We start from the raw sequence: 14,279 nt of genomic DNA on the forward strand, positions 1-14,279 counted from the left end.
TTACTTCGCTGCTTTCATAGCGACACCCGCACCCCTGCCGCCAGCAGCTTGGGCATCCCTGGTTCCTGCCGCCAGCCCTTGAATTGCCGTTCCCGCGCGCACGCCTACCCAGCCCAGCGCAGCCACCCAGAAGGTAGGCAGCACGATGAACATCGTCGCCATGACGAAGTTCAGCAGCATGTCGCCGAAGGCGTTGTTCAGGCCGATCAGCGGATCGAAGTTGCTGTGCGGCCGGTTCGCGCCGAACCCCCAGCCGTAGAGCGCGTCGAGGATCGTGCTGTCCAGCCAGCGCGCGAGCTGGAACCAGAAGTCCACGAAGAACAGCGCGAACTGCACGCAGCTCACCGCGACCAGCGCCTTCAGCTCGTAGGTGCCGAAGACCAGCACCAGCGGGATGCAGATCACCAGCGCCATCTTGAGCAGCGACAGCACCATCGGCAGCGCCTGGCGTACCACGTCCATCGCCGGAAAGAAGCCCAGCGAGCCCATGGTCAGCCCCAGGTCGCCGGCGCCGCGCGTCACGACGTTGGGCAGCGTCTTCTCGATCTGGCCGCCGTAGTCGGTGTAGACCGAGCCCTGGTTCATCTTCTGCTGCCGCGGCGAGACCACGGCGCGGATCACCGAGTCGTTCACCTCGCTCTGCGACAGGAAGCCCGCCCAGCGGCCGATGCGCGTCAGCAGGTCGGGATCGACCTGGGCCAGCAGGCGCGCGCGCAGGCCGCTGCCGCCGTCCGACCACCACTGCCGGCACGTGGGGTAGCCCCCGCCGCTATCCACCTGGGCCAGCCCCGCATCGCGCGTCGCGTCGTAGGGCCAGGCCGTGCGTGGCGTGTTCGAGTGGTAGGTGTCGTAGAAGCCCGCGTTGTTCAGGAAGTAGCTCGAACCGATCCAGGTCACGTCATTCATCTGCTCGTCGGAGAGCGTGGGCCGAGACATGAACAGCTTGGCGCGCGAGGGGCCGTAGCAGTCATGCACGAAGTCGCCGACCTCCTGGGCCAGCACCGGGTCATCGATGCGCGTGGCATCCACGTCCATGCGCATCTGACGCAGATCCGTTCCGCAGGGGATGGCCGCCACCGCGCCGCCCGTCACCGCCTTCGAGATGGCGTGCATGAAGAACCACCACACCGGCACCAGCGCGCTCTGGTTGTTGAGCGTGGTGTAGGCGTTCGACCAGCCCGTGTCGGTGGGCTGCGGGACGCTGACCTGGCATTGCGCGGAGCGCGTCGTGTCGAACTTGATGGTGCTGAGGTCGACCGGAATGAAGGGGATGCCGGCGAACAGGATGACGACGATCGCCACCCACACGCGGTTCTCGATGCGCATCGATGACAGCACCCCCTTGTTGCCCTCGTCCGCACCCTCGGCCCGCGCGCGCAGCCATTCCTGCACCACCATGACCACGAAGGGCAGCGCGAATACGCCGCTGGCCACGAGGATGTTCCAGATGCCGTTGCTGACGATCCACCCGACCAGGGTCAGGTAATACTCCAGGTAGTCCGTTGTGTTGAGCGTCATGGCGTTCTCCAGGGCTCAGCCATTGCGCAGTAGCTGGCTGCCTTCGAGCAGCACGAGGGTGGCGACGGCCGCGATCTCGGCGCGCAGCAGGCGCTGATGGGTCTCGGCCAATGGCTCGCGTTCGCGCAGGCGCCGACGCATCCACCACCAGCCGTAGGCCGTCGCCGCGTAGAGCAGCAGCCGCCAGACGAGGAAGTGGCCCGAGTGCTCGCGCAGCCACTGCTCCCAGCCGTCGATGCTGCCGACGATGTGGAGGCCGACGACGTTCACGCCGACCGCGATGCCCGCCACCAGCAGCACCCACAGCAGCACGATGCCGACGCGGCGGCCGAGCAGCCGTGCCGGCCGCAGCCAGGCCCGGCTGGTCATGGCCCGCTCCGCGGCTTCTGCACTTCCTTGAGCCGGTCGCGCGTCGTGTCGCCCTCGAAGATGCCGCGCGAGCCCGCGGCGCGGGTGCCGTGGCGCTGCACGATCGCCATCGCCGAATTGCCGGCCAGCGTGCGCCGCAGCTCCAGCTCGGTCTTGAGGTTGTTGATCTCCTGCTCCAGCGCGTTGTTCTCCTGATCGACCGCCTTCACGGCCAGCTCGTTGGCGGCGACGTTCGGCTCCTTCTTGCCGGTCAGCAGCGTGCGCTGCAACAGCAGGGCCTTCTCCAGCACGCTCGACAGCGCGGCTTCGGACGCCAGGCGCTTGCCGAGCAGGTCTTGATCGGGCTCGTCGCGCAGCGCCTCGATCACGCCGCGCGTGATCGGCAGCGAGTTGCTGCCGGCGGCTTCGAGGTTTGCCACCGTCATCGGCGTCGAGCCCGTCACGAGGCCCTGCAGTGCCTGCAGCTTGGTCTCGTACTCTTCCTGGATCACCGGCGTCAGGCCGACGCCAGGCGTGGTCTGCGTCTTGGTGCAGGTCTCGCAGGTGCGTTGCTCGCGCTCGCCGAGCACGCGGGTTGCGAAGTCCGCTGCGGCCTGCGGCGAGGACCAAGTTTGGCAGGTCAGCCGGTTGCCGCAGGACGCGCGCGGGATGGATGAGGTGTCGCTGACGCCGCGGCTGTTGAGCAGGTTGTAGCCGGCACGGGTCACGTCGCCGACCACCTTGATGGAACCCTGGCCCGAGCCGCCCGCGTTGCCGCCGCCCACCCAGGGCACGCCGTTGTTGCCCTTGTTCGATTCGGCCTGCTCGACGGCGGACACCGCATCGGTGCTGCTCACCGCATCGCGCAGCGCGAAACCTTCGGCGAGCTGATCCCACCCGGCCTGGCCGCCGGCCATGTCCGCCATCCGGTTGGCCATCGCCTTGCACGTCAACTTGCTGCGGTCGAAATCGAGCCGAGCCTGCAGCACGCCGTTGGTCAGCAGGTTGTAGAGGCCCGGATCGGCGCGCTGGATGATCAGGGCCGGCAGCGACGCCACGGCGCTGGTGGCGCTCTGGATCACCGAGGACATGATCTGCTGAAAGCCATTGGTGAGGCCGTTCAACTGGTTCTGCAGCGTCGTCGTGATGCTCATGTTTCCGCAGATCAGGTTGCTGTTCCAGCCGATGCCCACGCCGATGCTCTGCATGTTCCCGGCGCCGCCCATGGACACGGCCCGGCCGCCGCCGATGCTGTAGAGCACGTCGTCGCCGATGACGCTGCCGCTCACGCCGACGCCGGTGGGGCTGATGCGGGTCTGCGCCCACGCGACGCCGGCTGCGGCCGTGACGGCGCAGGCGAGCGCGATGCTGAGCGCGTAGGGCCTGGCGCGCTGTGCGAAACGGGAGAGAGACGCTTTCATCGGAATACCTCAGAGGAAATCGACGCTGCCGAGGAAGACCTGCCCGCGGCGCTGGCAGCAGGCATAGGGCCGCCACAGCGCCCAGGCGTAGTCGCCTTGCTGGGCCTGCACGCGCGTGTTGGAGTGGGGGAACACGGCGCAGGAGTTGGAGAGGGTCGGCGTCAGCTCCTGCCACTTGCCGGTGGAGGCATCGCTCTCCACCAGGGCGCCGGCCGGCCAATAGCCGTCGCTCGAACTCGCGAGCAGCGGCTGGTAGACGTGCGGCTGCATGCGCCGCGTGACGACATCGCCCGCGCGCTGCGCGACGACGGCGCCGCTCTTGTAGTCGTCGGTCTGATGCAGGAAGCCGCCGCGCGGATAGACGTTGCCCCACAGGTTGAGCGTCGTGCGGCCGCCGATCTCGCGCATGCCGGGGATCACCGCCTCGGGGTACACCATCTCCGGGACGTTGTAGCGCCAGGCCAGCGTGTCGAGGGTGCTCAGCAGGTACGGCATGAAGGCCGTGCCTGCGCCCTGGCAGGCGTAGCCGGACGCGCTGGCGAACTGGCTGAACACCGAACCGCCGGGATGCCCGATCACGTCGGCGTTCTTGAACTTCGCCAGGTTGTTCTCGTTGTCGTGGTTCGTCGTCCCGTCGCCGCCGGCCTGCGCCGTGGGATTGGGCATGCTCATGGCGCGCACCTCGATCCACGGGTTCTCGCCGGTGTTGCTGTAGCTCGACACCACCGCGTCGGGAATGTAGTGGCGCACCTTCACCGAGGTGCGCACCGTGCAGCCCGTCCAGGTGCAGAACAGCCAGTAGCAGATGCCGACGACGCGATATTCCAGGCAGTCGGGCGACAGGGCCGAGGACACGATGGTAGCCGTGTTCAGCGCGAAGCTCGAAGCGGCGCCGCCGAGCAGCACCGAAGCGATGGCAAGGCGGGCCCGGCGCGACGACGCCGACAGCAGGCGGTTCATGGCTGTGCCCTCCGATGTGATTCGATGCGTGCCACGGCGCGCGCGACATCGGGCTCGCCGTAGACCACGTAGCGGCGATCGACCACCACGGCAGGCACCTTGGCCAGCCCCAAGCCCCAGGCATCGGCGACGCCCTGGTAGGCGCTGCCGATGCGGCGCTGTAGTGCCTGGCTGCCATCGCGCAGGCGTTGCTGCACGAGCGCGGCCGCGCGGCCCGGATCGGCAGGCAGGCCCGCGGCCAGTTCGGCCTCGATGCGCTCGGGCAGATCCAGCTCGATCACGCGCGCGCCGGATGCGGACTGCACGGGATGGCGGCTGTCGGTCACGACCAGCACGTCGGCTGCGGATGCGTCCTGGCCGAGCAGGCACAGCAGCAGCCCTCCCGCGCAGGCGATGCGCGTACACCGCAGCCGCGGGATGGGTTTCAAGAAGGGAGCCGTCATGGCGGGCGTCCTGGGAATGAGAGCAAGGCTCTAGTCGAACGCCGAAGGCAGTCCAACCGCGACAAGGAATGCGCACCGCGCGCGCTCCGCTTTGGGCAGACAGGCGAAAGAAAAGCGGCAGCCGAGGCTCCCGCGGGGACCAGGCGGTCAGCGGCGCTACAGCAGGCCGGATTCGGCGAAGGAGTACGGCGTGCCCTTGCCGACGATGAAGTAATCCACCACCCGGACATCGACTATCGCCAGGGCGGCTTTGAGCCGGTCGGTCAGCGCCTGATCGGCGGCCGAAGGCACGGTCATGCCAGATGGATGCTGGTGGGCCAGGATGACCGCCGAGGCGTTGAGGGCCAGGGCGCGCTGCACCAGCACCCGCGGGTACACCGAGGTTTGATCGACCGTGCCCTTGAACATCGGCTCGTAGGCGAGGACTTGGTGCTGAGAGTTGAGGAACACGACGGCGAAGACCTCGTTGGGCTCCGCGACCAGCTTCAGATGCAGGTAGTCGCGCACGGCGGCGGGACTGTTCAGCATCGGGCCGGCCTTGAAGATGCGTTGTTCCAGCAAGGCGATGGCCTGGCGGATGATCCAGTCTTCGTGCTGGGCGGCGATCAGGCTGAGCGACTCGGGACGCGAGTCGGCGACGACATAGGACATGGCGAACCTCCACGGGATGAAGTCGGAGGACGCCTGTCCCGGGAGGGACAAACCCTCCGGGGACGATGAAGAACAAGCGGCAGAAGAGCGGGCATCCGCCACCGCATGCACAGTGGCTGTTCGCGTCCAGGGATGCGCAGCGAACGGGGTCGATCAGCACGGCCAAGCCGCGTCGTAGCCTTGAAGATCGTGGCTACCTGGGCATGTCTCCGAGAGACTCGGCAGGCATTTCCTTCGATGCGGGCTCGGCCGCTGCACTGGCCGCCAGCAGGTCGATCGCGGACAGCAAGGCATCTCCTTCGACCGGGCCGTGCAGCAGCAGCGTCTTGCCGGACTGGCGATCCTGCAGGCGCAGCGTGGGCGTGACCTTGATGCCCTCCTGCGCCGCGCTCGCCGACTGTGCGCGGATCAGCGCATCGGGGCGGTCGCTGTCGAGGCACTGCTGCGCGGCCGGCGTGAGGTCGGGATAGCGCAGGCCCTCGGGCAGGCCCTGACCGTCGCCGCGGGTGTGCGTGTAGACCCACTCGGCGGCCTGCCAGAACGCGGCCTGGCCGCCGGCCTCGCCGACGCACTCCACCAGGCGCGCACCGGCAGACGCGGCCGGCTCGTGCAACGGCAACGGCAGGTGATGCCATTGCCAGCTCACGTCCGGGTGCGCGTCGATCCAGCGCTTGAGCACTGCGAAGTAGGCGCGGCAGAACGGGCATTCGAGGTCGGCGTACTCGACCACCGTGAAGCGCGCATCGGCGCGGCCATAGCGCCAGGGCGGGCCGGCTGGTGCCGTTGCCGGCGCAGGCGTTGCTTCTGCCGAAGGAAAATCGGGTTCGGCGGGCGGCGACTGCGGCCGCAGGCCGAGCCATGCGGCCGTTGTCAGGGCCGCGGCCATCAGCAGCGCGACGACAAGGACGGTGCGGGACGGCGCGAAGCGAGGGATGCGCATCGTGGACTCCCCGTCACGCCAGCGCATCGAGCACCAGCGGCTCGATGCTGCGGGCGCGGTCGATCTTCTCGGCGATCTTGAAAGCGGCGTCCAGTTCGCCGATGCCGTACTGCTGCATCAACTGGAAACGCTCGGCCTTCTCTTCCGGCTCGGTCTGAGCCAGCGCCAGGTACAGGCTGGGCGGCACCGCGCGGAATAGCACTTCCATGCTCTTGGAAAGGATCACGCCCTCGCTGAACTTGCCGGCCTCCTTGCGGGCCGACAGCATCAGCGCCTTCTGCGCCGCGTTCAGCTCGCGAAAGCGCGCGATCTTCTCCACCTCGTCGGGCGGCATCGAGAGGCAGATCCACCACTCGATCATGTTGAGCATGGGCTCGGCGGCCTTGGGCAGGTCGTCGATGTTCTGCGTCGCCAGCCAGTACCAGGCGCCGAGCTTGCGCCACATCTTCGTGATCTTGACGACGTAGGGCGCAAGCAGCGGGTTCTTGGTGATGATGTGCCCCTCGTCCGTCACGTTGATGATCGGCCGGCCGAGGAACTGGTCGCGCTCGGCGATGTTGTTGACCGTGTTGATAAGGCTGATGTAGGCGATGGAAAGCTGCGCGTTGTAGCCCTCGCGTGCGAAGGTCGCCAGATCGACGATGGTGATGTCGGCCTCGGGCCAGGGCGTGCCGGGCCGGTCGAACATCTCGCCGTCCACGCCCTGGCAGAACATATCCATCGCGTCGGCCATTTCCAGCAGCCGCGCGCGCCGCACCTCGGGTAGTGCCGTATCGCGGGCGCGCTCGCGCAGCGCATCGCGCACGTCGCGCGTCAGGACGGTGCGCTGGTTGGCCACGCAACGCTGGGCCGCATCGAGGATGCACTGGCGGATCAGGCTGCGGTCGGCGCGCGTCATGCGCGCCTCTTCCTTGTCCTCGCCGCCGGTGATCATCAGCCGCGCGGTGATTTCCAGTTCCCCCAGCACGTCACGCTGCTCGTCGGCATCCGCTGCCTGTGCCGCTTCGTCGCGGTCCTCGTCCAGGGCGTCGGCATCCAGCGTCTGCACCTGGCTGGGCGTTTCCACCAGCCGGTGGGCGTCGGCGAACGGCGCGAGGCTCACCCCGGCACCGGGGGCCAGCTTAACGCGATGCACCTTCATGCCTAGCCGCGCCGCGAAGTCGCCGAACAGGCCGAAGCTGTTGCCCGCCTCGACGATGAACAGCCGCGGCCGGTAGATCGCCGTCACCTGGTTCAGGATGTTGTTGAGCGTGGCGCTTTTGCCCGAGCCGGTGGGACCGAACAGGAACAGGTGAGCGTTCATCTGCCGGTCGAGCCGGTTCAGCGGGTCGAAGGTGATCGGCCCGCCGCCGCGGTTGAAGAACGTGATGCCCGGATTGCCGGTGCCCTGGCTGCGGCCCCACACCGGCGCGAGGTTCGCCGCGTGCTGCGCGAACATCAGTTGCGTGTACCACTGGCGCTTGTCGGTGGCCGGATCGAACACGCACGGGAGCCAGCGCAGGTAGCTGTTGAGCGGCGCCACCTCGTCTTCCTCGCGCACCGGCTGCAGGCCGGCGTTGAGCATGACGTTGACCAGTTGCAGGCCGCGGGCGTCGAGCTGCGCGAGGTCGCGTCCGCGCAGATAGAAGGCAAGCGCACCGCGGTAGAGCTTGTGCGCGCTGCCGATCAGCCCGCGCGCTTCCTGCACGTCGCGGCGCGTCTGCTCCGAAGCCAGCGTCTCGCCGACCGACTTCTTGCTCAGGTGGTTCAGGTGCTCTTCGAGCACGTCCTGCGGCGTCGCGACGACGGTCAGGCACATCACCGTGTCCTCGGGCATCTGGTCGAACAGCGCGTTGACGGCATCGCCGCCCTTGCGCGTTTCGCCGGTGACGTGGCCGGTCGCAGGCGGCATGCGCAACCGGTCCATCACGATGATCCGGTGCGGCATGCCGTCGAGCAGCCACGTGCCGTTCGCCACGTCCGAGCGCGGCTGGCCGAAGAACAGGCGCTGCGCGAAGTCTCCGCTGGCCAGCTCGATCTCGCCGTCTTCGACTGCCTCGGGGTAGCGCGTGAGCGCATAGAAGCGCTCGCGGTCGTCGGCGCTGGGGCCGAGCAGCGTCGGGTGCGGGTTGAACCAGCGCAGCAGCCAGTCGTGGATGTCGGCCGCCTCCATGCGGCGGGATTTCACGCCCGCGTTGGCGAGGCCGCCCACGAGCCGGTCGCAGATCGTCGTCAACGCCTGCTCGGGGGACTGGCCGCGCCGCGATGCGGTCGTAGCGTTCGCGCGCCGGTAGACCACCATTCGCACGCGCCGGACCTGGCCGCGCCACGGCAGCCGCGTCACCGTGGTGTCCTCGAACAGCCCGCCGGGCTTGGCAATGGCGCGCAGGTGGTGCCCAAAGAAACGCAGGTAGAAGTCCGTGAAGGCGCTGCCCTGGGCGCGCGGCCGCACATAGTCGGCCAGCCCGCGCAGGTAGGTGTCCCAGGTCGATTCGTCCTGGGCGTAGAGCTGCACGACCCACGGGTTCTCGTCGAGTTCGTCGAACGAGTCCTGCAGCGCGTTCTCCAGTGCATCGCGTGCCTGCCACAGCCAGGCCATCTCACGGCCTTCGGTGCCGACCGGGGCCAGTTCGAAGAAGCCCGCAACCGACTGGCCGTCTTCCAGCAACATGCTCTTGGAGCCGGGCAGGTACTCCATCCACGGCAACAGGTCGGCGAAGGACGGTGCCACGCCGTAGAGCGCCTGCAGGTCCGCTTCGGTGGTCGGCGGGCGCGGCTGGCTGCCCATCGCGCTGCCGGGCTCGGGAATGCCGTGCGCGGCCAGCGTCGAGACATGCTGCGACCAGGCGTCATCGGCATCCAGGTCGGGGCCGGCGGGCGTGACGGCCTTGCGTGCCCAGGGCAACGACCAAGCCATCAGTAGTCCTCCAGGCGCTCGCCAGGCATCGCGTACTGCACGCGCTGGTAGAGCGGGAACACGGTGGTGTAGCCGGGCACGGGCACCGGGTCGGTGCCGGCCAGGTGCGGGAACACGTACATCACTAGGTCCGGGTTCGGCAGGCGTCGGAACTGGCGGTAAATCTCGTTGGCCGCGGTGCGCGTGTAGGCGGCAGCGGCGGCGGGCACCGCCTGCACGTCGGCCTCGGTCAGCGGCCGGCGCAAGTCCTGGCGTGCATCGAGCAGTTGCCGCGCTGCCTGCCCACCACCGGCGCTGCCGCCCGTCTCCTGATTCCACACGTCGAGCATGGTGTGATCGCCGTGCGGCAGCAACTTGTCCTTGCTGGTGGCGCAGCCGCCCAGCACCAGGACCGCGCACAGGATCGCGGCCGATTCAATCCAAATCCGACGCATGCTTGCCTCCGATGCGTTGATTGACCCGGCGCCCCTTGGCGTCGTAGTCGATGTTGAGCGGCTGCTCCAGATGCACCGCGACCTTGGCGCCGGGCCGCACGTAGACGGCGGCGAAGGCTTGGCCGTAAAGCTTGTTGACCCAATCGGCCATGTCGCGGACGCCCCCGGCCAGGATGCGGCCCATCGCCTCGTTGCCGCTGATGCCTACCGTGCCAAGCGAGCCGTTGCTGTTAGCGACCACGGCCACGCTGCCGTTGTCCGACTTGATCAGTGAAGCGGCGCCGGCGCCGGCCGCGGTGATGAGGGCTTGCGAACCCAGGTACTGCTGCGCGTTGCTGCGCCGTTCGCCGCTGACGCAGGGGATGCCGTAGGGATCGCTGATCCAGCCCAGGCCGCCTTGCGTCGTGCTGTTTGCACCATTGCCCTGGCCGCCGCCGCTCTGGTTGCGGTTGCCGTCCTCCGGCATCGTGCGCACCGTGCCGTCGTTGAAGACGAACGTCACCGAGCGAATCTGGCCGCGCACGCAGGAAAGCGTCCAGTCGCCCGAGGCCGTGCCGCTGACCACCGCGCCCGCCACGTCGGGAATGTCGATGCCGTTGGCGGTGAGGTTGTCCGGGCCGATCAGCACCTTGAAGGGGTACGGGTCGTTGACCGTGCCGTCGATCGGCACGCGGCCGATCAGCGCGGTCATCGCGATGGAGCCCATCAGCGTCGAGTTCGACGGCACCGTGTAGACCGGCTTGGACGACGTGCCCACGGCGCGGCTGCCTGCATCCGCGACGGTGCTGGCCACGTTGTCGGCCGTGTCGGAAAGCGTCTTCTGCGCCGGCCCGAAGCTGGTCGGAAAGTTCAGGCCGCCGCTGCTGCCGTTCTTCGCCGAAGGCTTCGCATCGTCCGGTTCCACCCAGCGCGTGCCGCTGGTGCTGCGCGCGGCGCCGCCCTGGCTGCCGCTGAAGCCCTTGCCGTCGCCGTCCTCCAGGCCGAGCCCGACCGGCAGATCGGCCTGGCCGCCCTTGCCGGAAAGCCCATCCAGGCGCCGCTGCAGGTCTTGCAGCAGGCCCTGGGTCTGCTGGCGGTCGCCGGCCAACTGCTCGCGGTCCTGCTGCAGGCGGCCGCGTTCACCATCCAGCGCGGACTGGATGCGCTGGTCGATCGCGCTTTCCCGCGCGCGCATACGCTCGTTCTCGCTCTTCTGGTTCTTGTTGTCGTTGAGCGCCGTCTGCAGCTCGTTGCGCAACTGCTTGACCTGGGCCACCAGTGTGGCAACGGTATCGCGCGGCGTGTCGCCCTCGATGCCCAGCGCCTTCATCTCTTCGGGCGTGAGCGAGTTGGCGCTGCCGGCCGGAACGGGCTTGGCGCCGCGATCCCCGGAGAACATCTTGATGCCGACGAACAGCAGCACCAGCGCCATCGGGATCAGCAGCCACTTCAGGAGGGGGTTACTTTTCATGGCGGGCACCTCCTTCGGCCTGGCCGGCCGCCGCGGCCGGCGGCAGGTTCACCGTCGCGTCGATCGGTGAGAGCTTGGGCAGCAGCGACTCGGCCAGGCCGTGGCCACGGGTCACGAGGTAGACCACCGTGGTGTCGGCGGCGCGGCCGGCCGGAGCCAGATTCGGGTGCTGGAAGGTCGCGGCGAGAAAGTCGCCCTGCAGCGCGCGGGGATCGAGGTCGAGCCAGCGCCCGGAGGCGTTGGTGAGCTTCACCGCCGTCACCCACTGGTCTTCGAGCCGCCAAGCGGCCAGCGCCTGCGCACGCACCGGCAGTGTGGGCAGCAAGGTGGAAAGCTCCAGCCCACGGCGCAGATTGACGCGGCCGAGGCCGGGAACGGGCTCCACGGTGCGCAGCGGCGCGTAGAGGTTCTGCGCCGCATAGCGCGTGAGCACAACCGCCACCGGCGTGGCGCGCTTCGCTGCGGGTACGGTGCGCTCCGCATCGTCGTCCGCCGGCTTGGCCGGCTCGCCGTAGCGCGTCGCCGGCACGTCGCCTTCGACGATGCGCACGGGTTCGAGTGCAGGCTGGCCCGCCTTCGCCGGCTCGGCCGCGATGTCCAGCAGGATCAGCGCGCCCGACTCCACGTCCTGCAGTTGCAGCCGTGTGGGCGGGATCGGCGCGCTCGCGCGCAGGTAGATCGCGCCACCAGCGCTCTGCACGCGCAACTGCTCGCCAACCGTGGGCGGCACACCGATGCGCACGTTGCGCTCGATGAACACCACGCGCTCCTGGCCGACCACCAGCGGCACCGCCAGCGGCAGGCGCTCCCAGCGCAGGATTTCGACGGCATGGGCCGCAGGCACGAAGGCCAGGCACAGCAGCAGGCCAGCCAGGGCCGCCGCAGATGAACGCTTCACGAGGGACTTCATGGGGTGTCTCCCTGCAAGTTGGAGCCGGCGCTTGCGGCCCGGCCGGGCGGCGCCGCAGGCGGCGGGGTCTCGATGCGCTCCGGCGCGCGTGCATGGCAGTCCAGCGCCAGGCCGAAGGGGTTGCGCTCGGGGTCCACGTCCATGCGCACAACCTTGAGTGCATAGCGCACGAGCGCGCGCTTGACCTGCTCGGCGCCCAGGTACTCGTCGGCGCTCACGTCCAGCGTGACGATCCAGTTGTTGGCCGACACGGTGCGCACGCGCATGGCCGGCTCGTCGCCGTAGCCGCGGCCGGGAATCTCGTAGATGCCGCGCACGCGCTGGCGTAGCTCGCCGTTGCTGCGCCGGAATTCGTAGTCCTGCTGCAGGAAGGCACGGCAGCTCGGCGTGAAGTACGCAGACAGTGCATGCAGGTTGCGCGGGTAGTCCTGCTCGCCATTGGTCGGCCAGCGCTGGGCCTGCTGCCAAATGTAGAAGGTGAAGGCGTAGACGCTCTCCGGCGGCACGTCCCACCACTTGCGCGTGCTGCCCGAGCGCAGGTCGGGTGGCACGTGGATGGTCAGGCTCTTGGGTGCGCTCCACCAGCCGAAGCCGAGCAGCAGCGCCACGACGAACAGTGCGGCGCCAGCCAGGCGCAAGGTCTTCACATGCGCCTGCAGGTGCGCGACCTCGTTCTTGAATCGGCTCATGGTCTACCTCGACGCAGGGACGGATCGGGCCGCAGGCGCCGCGTGGACCACCAGCCCGACCGGGTGATGAGCTGGCCCCCGCCCGCATGCGCAGCCAGCGCGGGGTAGCGCAGCGCGAGGCGCCACTGGAGCTGGCGGTACAGCCAGGTGTCGGGCCGGCCGCGCTTCCACCGCCGCAGCAGGCCGCCGCCCACGAAGACACCGACACCGATGCCGGCGACGATCAGCGTGGGCACCATCGCGATGCTGTGCGTCAGCCAGGCCAGCGGTACGCCGGCCACGAGACCGGCCGCGCCGGACAGCCCGGCGCAGACCCACAGCTCGTCGGCCGTGAGCCCGCGCACGACCACCGGGTGGCGGTTGAGGCGGTGCGGCAGGAAGGTCACGAGCCCGTCGCGCGACGGACTCTCCAGGGCGCCGGCCATCGTTGCCGGGCCTTACAGGACGCCGGTAGCCTTGGTCAGCAGCCAGATGCCGACGACCAGCAGGATCGCGCCCACCGCGACGGTCAACCCGAACTGCCCCCACGTTGCGCGGCCGGTGTGGATCTCGGCGTAGCGCGTGTAGGCGTGGTAGCAGACGCCGACGAACATCGAGGCGACGACGAGCAGCGCGATCAGCAGCACGATGTCGTAGCCGTAGTTTTGCAGCGTCTGCATGATGCCGCTGCCGGTGCCGCGCGACGGGTCTTCCAGCGTGGGAAGGTCGGCGAACGACGGCAGCGGCGTGGCGGCGATGCCCAGCGGGATCAGCAGCGCGGCGATGCGCGCGGCGGGCCGCGACGTGGGACGGCGAGAAGTAGCGGGAGCGTTCATGGCGAAGTACCTTTCATGGGGTCAGGACAGGAGGAAAAAGCCCAGCACCAGGTACATCGCGACGAAGCGCACGATGACGCCGAGGAACTGGCGTTGGGTCAGGTGGTGCTCGGCCCAGCCGACATAGGCAGTGCGCATCGCCCACACGCCCCACAGCAGCAGGATGGCGAAGACGAAGCCGAGCACGACGGTGGAGACGGCCCCGGGCGCGAAGCCGCCGTTGGCCGTGAAGGCGGCGACCTGATCGGCGGAAGGCGTCATGACGACGGCGCCTCCTTGGGCGACGTCGCAGGCGCCGCGTTACTGCGCGTGTAGTCACCGGCCAGCGGCACGGGATCACGCGGCTGGGCGCGTTGCGGAACGAGGTAGTCGCGCACGCCGGTGCGCACGCGCTCCAGGTCGGCGCGCAGCCGCGCGTAGTCGAAGTGGTAGCGGGCGCGCTCCTGCGGCGCGGTGGTGGCGGCGTGCTCGGCGAGGCGGTCCAGCAGTTCGAGCTGGCGCGTTACCGCGGCGAGCATCTCGCGCTCCGCAGCGTTGTCGGAGGCGTCAGCGGCGATGGCGGGCTGCAATCCGGCAGCGGCAAGCAGCAGCGCGGCAACACGCACGGCCCAGGGTGCCTCGACGGCGAAGCGCCGAACCTGCGCGGGATTGCGAGTGGTTTCCATCGAGCCGTTCTCCGAGGGATGCGGATGGCTCGATGCTCAAACGGCCGGTCTTCCGGCGCCGCAATCAATCGGAACCGGCCAGCCACCGCTTTCCGCGGCAAACTCCGCTGCAGAGGAAGGAATTTCCCCGATGACGTCG

16 protein-coding genes are annotated in these 14,279 nt (G+C 68.9%); all 16 read right to left on the reverse strand.

Annotation, left to right across the window (positions count from 1 at the left end):
* The 16 genes from B4920_RS15315 to B4920_RS15390 all read right to left on the reverse strand — a co-directional run bounded on the left by B4920_RS15315 (position 1) and on the right by B4920_RS15390 (position 14,140).
* Entirely contained in the window at positions 1 to 1,518 is a 1,518-nt protein-coding gene (locus B4920_RS15315; protein WP_003454733.1) for a conjugal transfer protein TraG N-terminal domain-containing protein, read from the reverse strand.
* Positions 1,519 to 1,533: 15 nt separating this feature from the next.
* The gene (locus B4920_RS15320) at positions 1,534 to 1,887 is read right to left on the reverse strand and encodes a hypothetical protein (protein WP_004265620.1); all 354 of its coding nucleotides are present in this window, start codon (positions 1,885 to 1,887) and stop codon (positions 1,534 to 1,536) included.
* Entirely contained in the window at positions 1,884 to 3,287 is a 1,404-nt protein-coding gene (locus tag B4920_RS15325; protein ID WP_003454739.1) for an integrating conjugative element protein, read from the reverse strand. The genes B4920_RS15320 and B4920_RS15325 overlap by 4 nt, the downstream gene beginning before the upstream one ends.
* A 9-nt stretch (positions 3,288 to 3,296) precedes the next feature.
* Entirely contained in the window at positions 3,297 to 4,247 is a 951-nt protein-coding gene (locus tag B4920_RS15330; RefSeq protein ID WP_003454742.1) for a TIGR03756 family integrating conjugative element protein, read from the reverse strand.
* The gene (locus B4920_RS15335; protein WP_003454745.1) at positions 4,244 to 4,690 is read right to left on the reverse strand and encodes a TIGR03757 family integrating conjugative element protein; all 447 of its coding nucleotides are present in this window, start codon (positions 4,688 to 4,690) and stop codon (positions 4,244 to 4,246) included. Before B4920_RS15335 ends, B4920_RS15330 begins: the two co-directional genes overlap by 4 nt.
* A 156-nt stretch (positions 4,691 to 4,846) precedes the next feature.
* The gene (locus tag B4920_RS15340; RefSeq protein ID WP_004265610.1) at positions 4,847 to 5,341 is read right to left on the reverse strand and encodes a JAB domain-containing protein; all 495 of its coding nucleotides are present in this window, start codon (positions 5,339 to 5,341) and stop codon (positions 4,847 to 4,849) included.
* Between the two features lie 193 nt (positions 5,342 to 5,534).
* Entirely contained in the window at positions 5,535 to 6,281 is a 747-nt protein-coding gene (locus B4920_RS15345; protein ID WP_003454752.1) for a thioredoxin domain-containing protein, read from the reverse strand.
* A 13-nt stretch (positions 6,282 to 6,294) separates the two neighbouring features.
* Positions 6,295 to 9,177, reverse strand: coding sequence for a conjugative transfer ATPase (locus tag B4920_RS15350; RefSeq protein ID WP_021194024.1), 2,883 nt, complete (start codon positions 9,175 to 9,177; stop codon positions 6,295 to 6,297).
* A complete protein-coding gene (locus B4920_RS15355) occupies positions 9,177 to 9,611 on the reverse strand; it encodes a TIGR03751 family conjugal transfer lipoprotein (RefSeq protein WP_004265606.1) in 435 nt (144 codons plus the stop codon). The genes B4920_RS15350 and B4920_RS15355 overlap by 1 nt, the downstream gene beginning before the upstream one ends.
* Positions 9,592 to 11,061, reverse strand: a complete 1,470-nt coding sequence (locus tag B4920_RS15360) for a TIGR03752 family integrating conjugative element protein (protein WP_031329113.1) — start codon at positions 11,059 to 11,061, stop codon at positions 9,592 to 9,594. Before B4920_RS15360 ends, B4920_RS15355 begins: the two co-directional genes overlap by 20 nt.
* Entirely contained in the window at positions 11,051 to 11,959 is a 909-nt protein-coding gene (locus tag B4920_RS15365) for a TIGR03749 family integrating conjugative element protein (protein WP_031329112.1), read from the reverse strand. The genes B4920_RS15360 and B4920_RS15365 overlap by 11 nt, the downstream gene beginning before the upstream one ends.
* A gap of 8 nt (positions 11,960 to 11,967) precedes the next feature.
* Positions 11,968 to 12,660 (reverse strand): PFL_4703 family integrating conjugative element protein, encoded by a 693-nt coding sequence (locus B4920_RS15370; RefSeq protein WP_003454780.1) that lies wholly within the window; start codon positions 12,658 to 12,660, stop codon positions 11,968 to 11,970.
* Positions 12,657 to 13,085, reverse strand: coding sequence for a TIGR03750 family conjugal transfer protein (locus B4920_RS15375; protein WP_003454784.1), 429 nt, complete (start codon positions 13,083 to 13,085; stop codon positions 12,657 to 12,659). Before B4920_RS15375 ends, B4920_RS15370 begins: the two co-directional genes overlap by 4 nt.
* A 12-nt stretch (positions 13,086 to 13,097) precedes the next feature.
* Positions 13,098 to 13,475, reverse strand: coding sequence for a TIGR03745 family integrating conjugative element membrane protein (locus B4920_RS15380; protein ID WP_003454787.1), 378 nt, complete (start codon positions 13,473 to 13,475; stop codon positions 13,098 to 13,100).
* Positions 13,476 to 13,496: 21 nt separating this feature from the next.
* Entirely contained in the window at positions 13,497 to 13,736 is a 240-nt protein-coding gene (locus B4920_RS15385) for a TIGR03758 family integrating conjugative element protein (protein ID WP_003454790.1), read from the reverse strand.
* Positions 13,733 to 14,140: an RAQPRD family integrative conjugative element protein gene (locus B4920_RS15390; protein WP_004265602.1), complete on the reverse strand. Its 408-nt coding sequence runs from the start codon at positions 14,138 to 14,140 to the stop codon at positions 13,733 to 13,735. Before B4920_RS15390 ends, B4920_RS15385 begins: the two co-directional genes overlap by 4 nt.
* Positions 14,141 to 14,279: the final 139 nt, after the last annotated feature.

Source organism: Zoogloea sp. LCSB751 (assembly GCF_002028455.1).
GTDB lineage: Bacteria > Pseudomonadota > Gammaproteobacteria > Burkholderiales > Rhodocyclaceae > Zoogloea.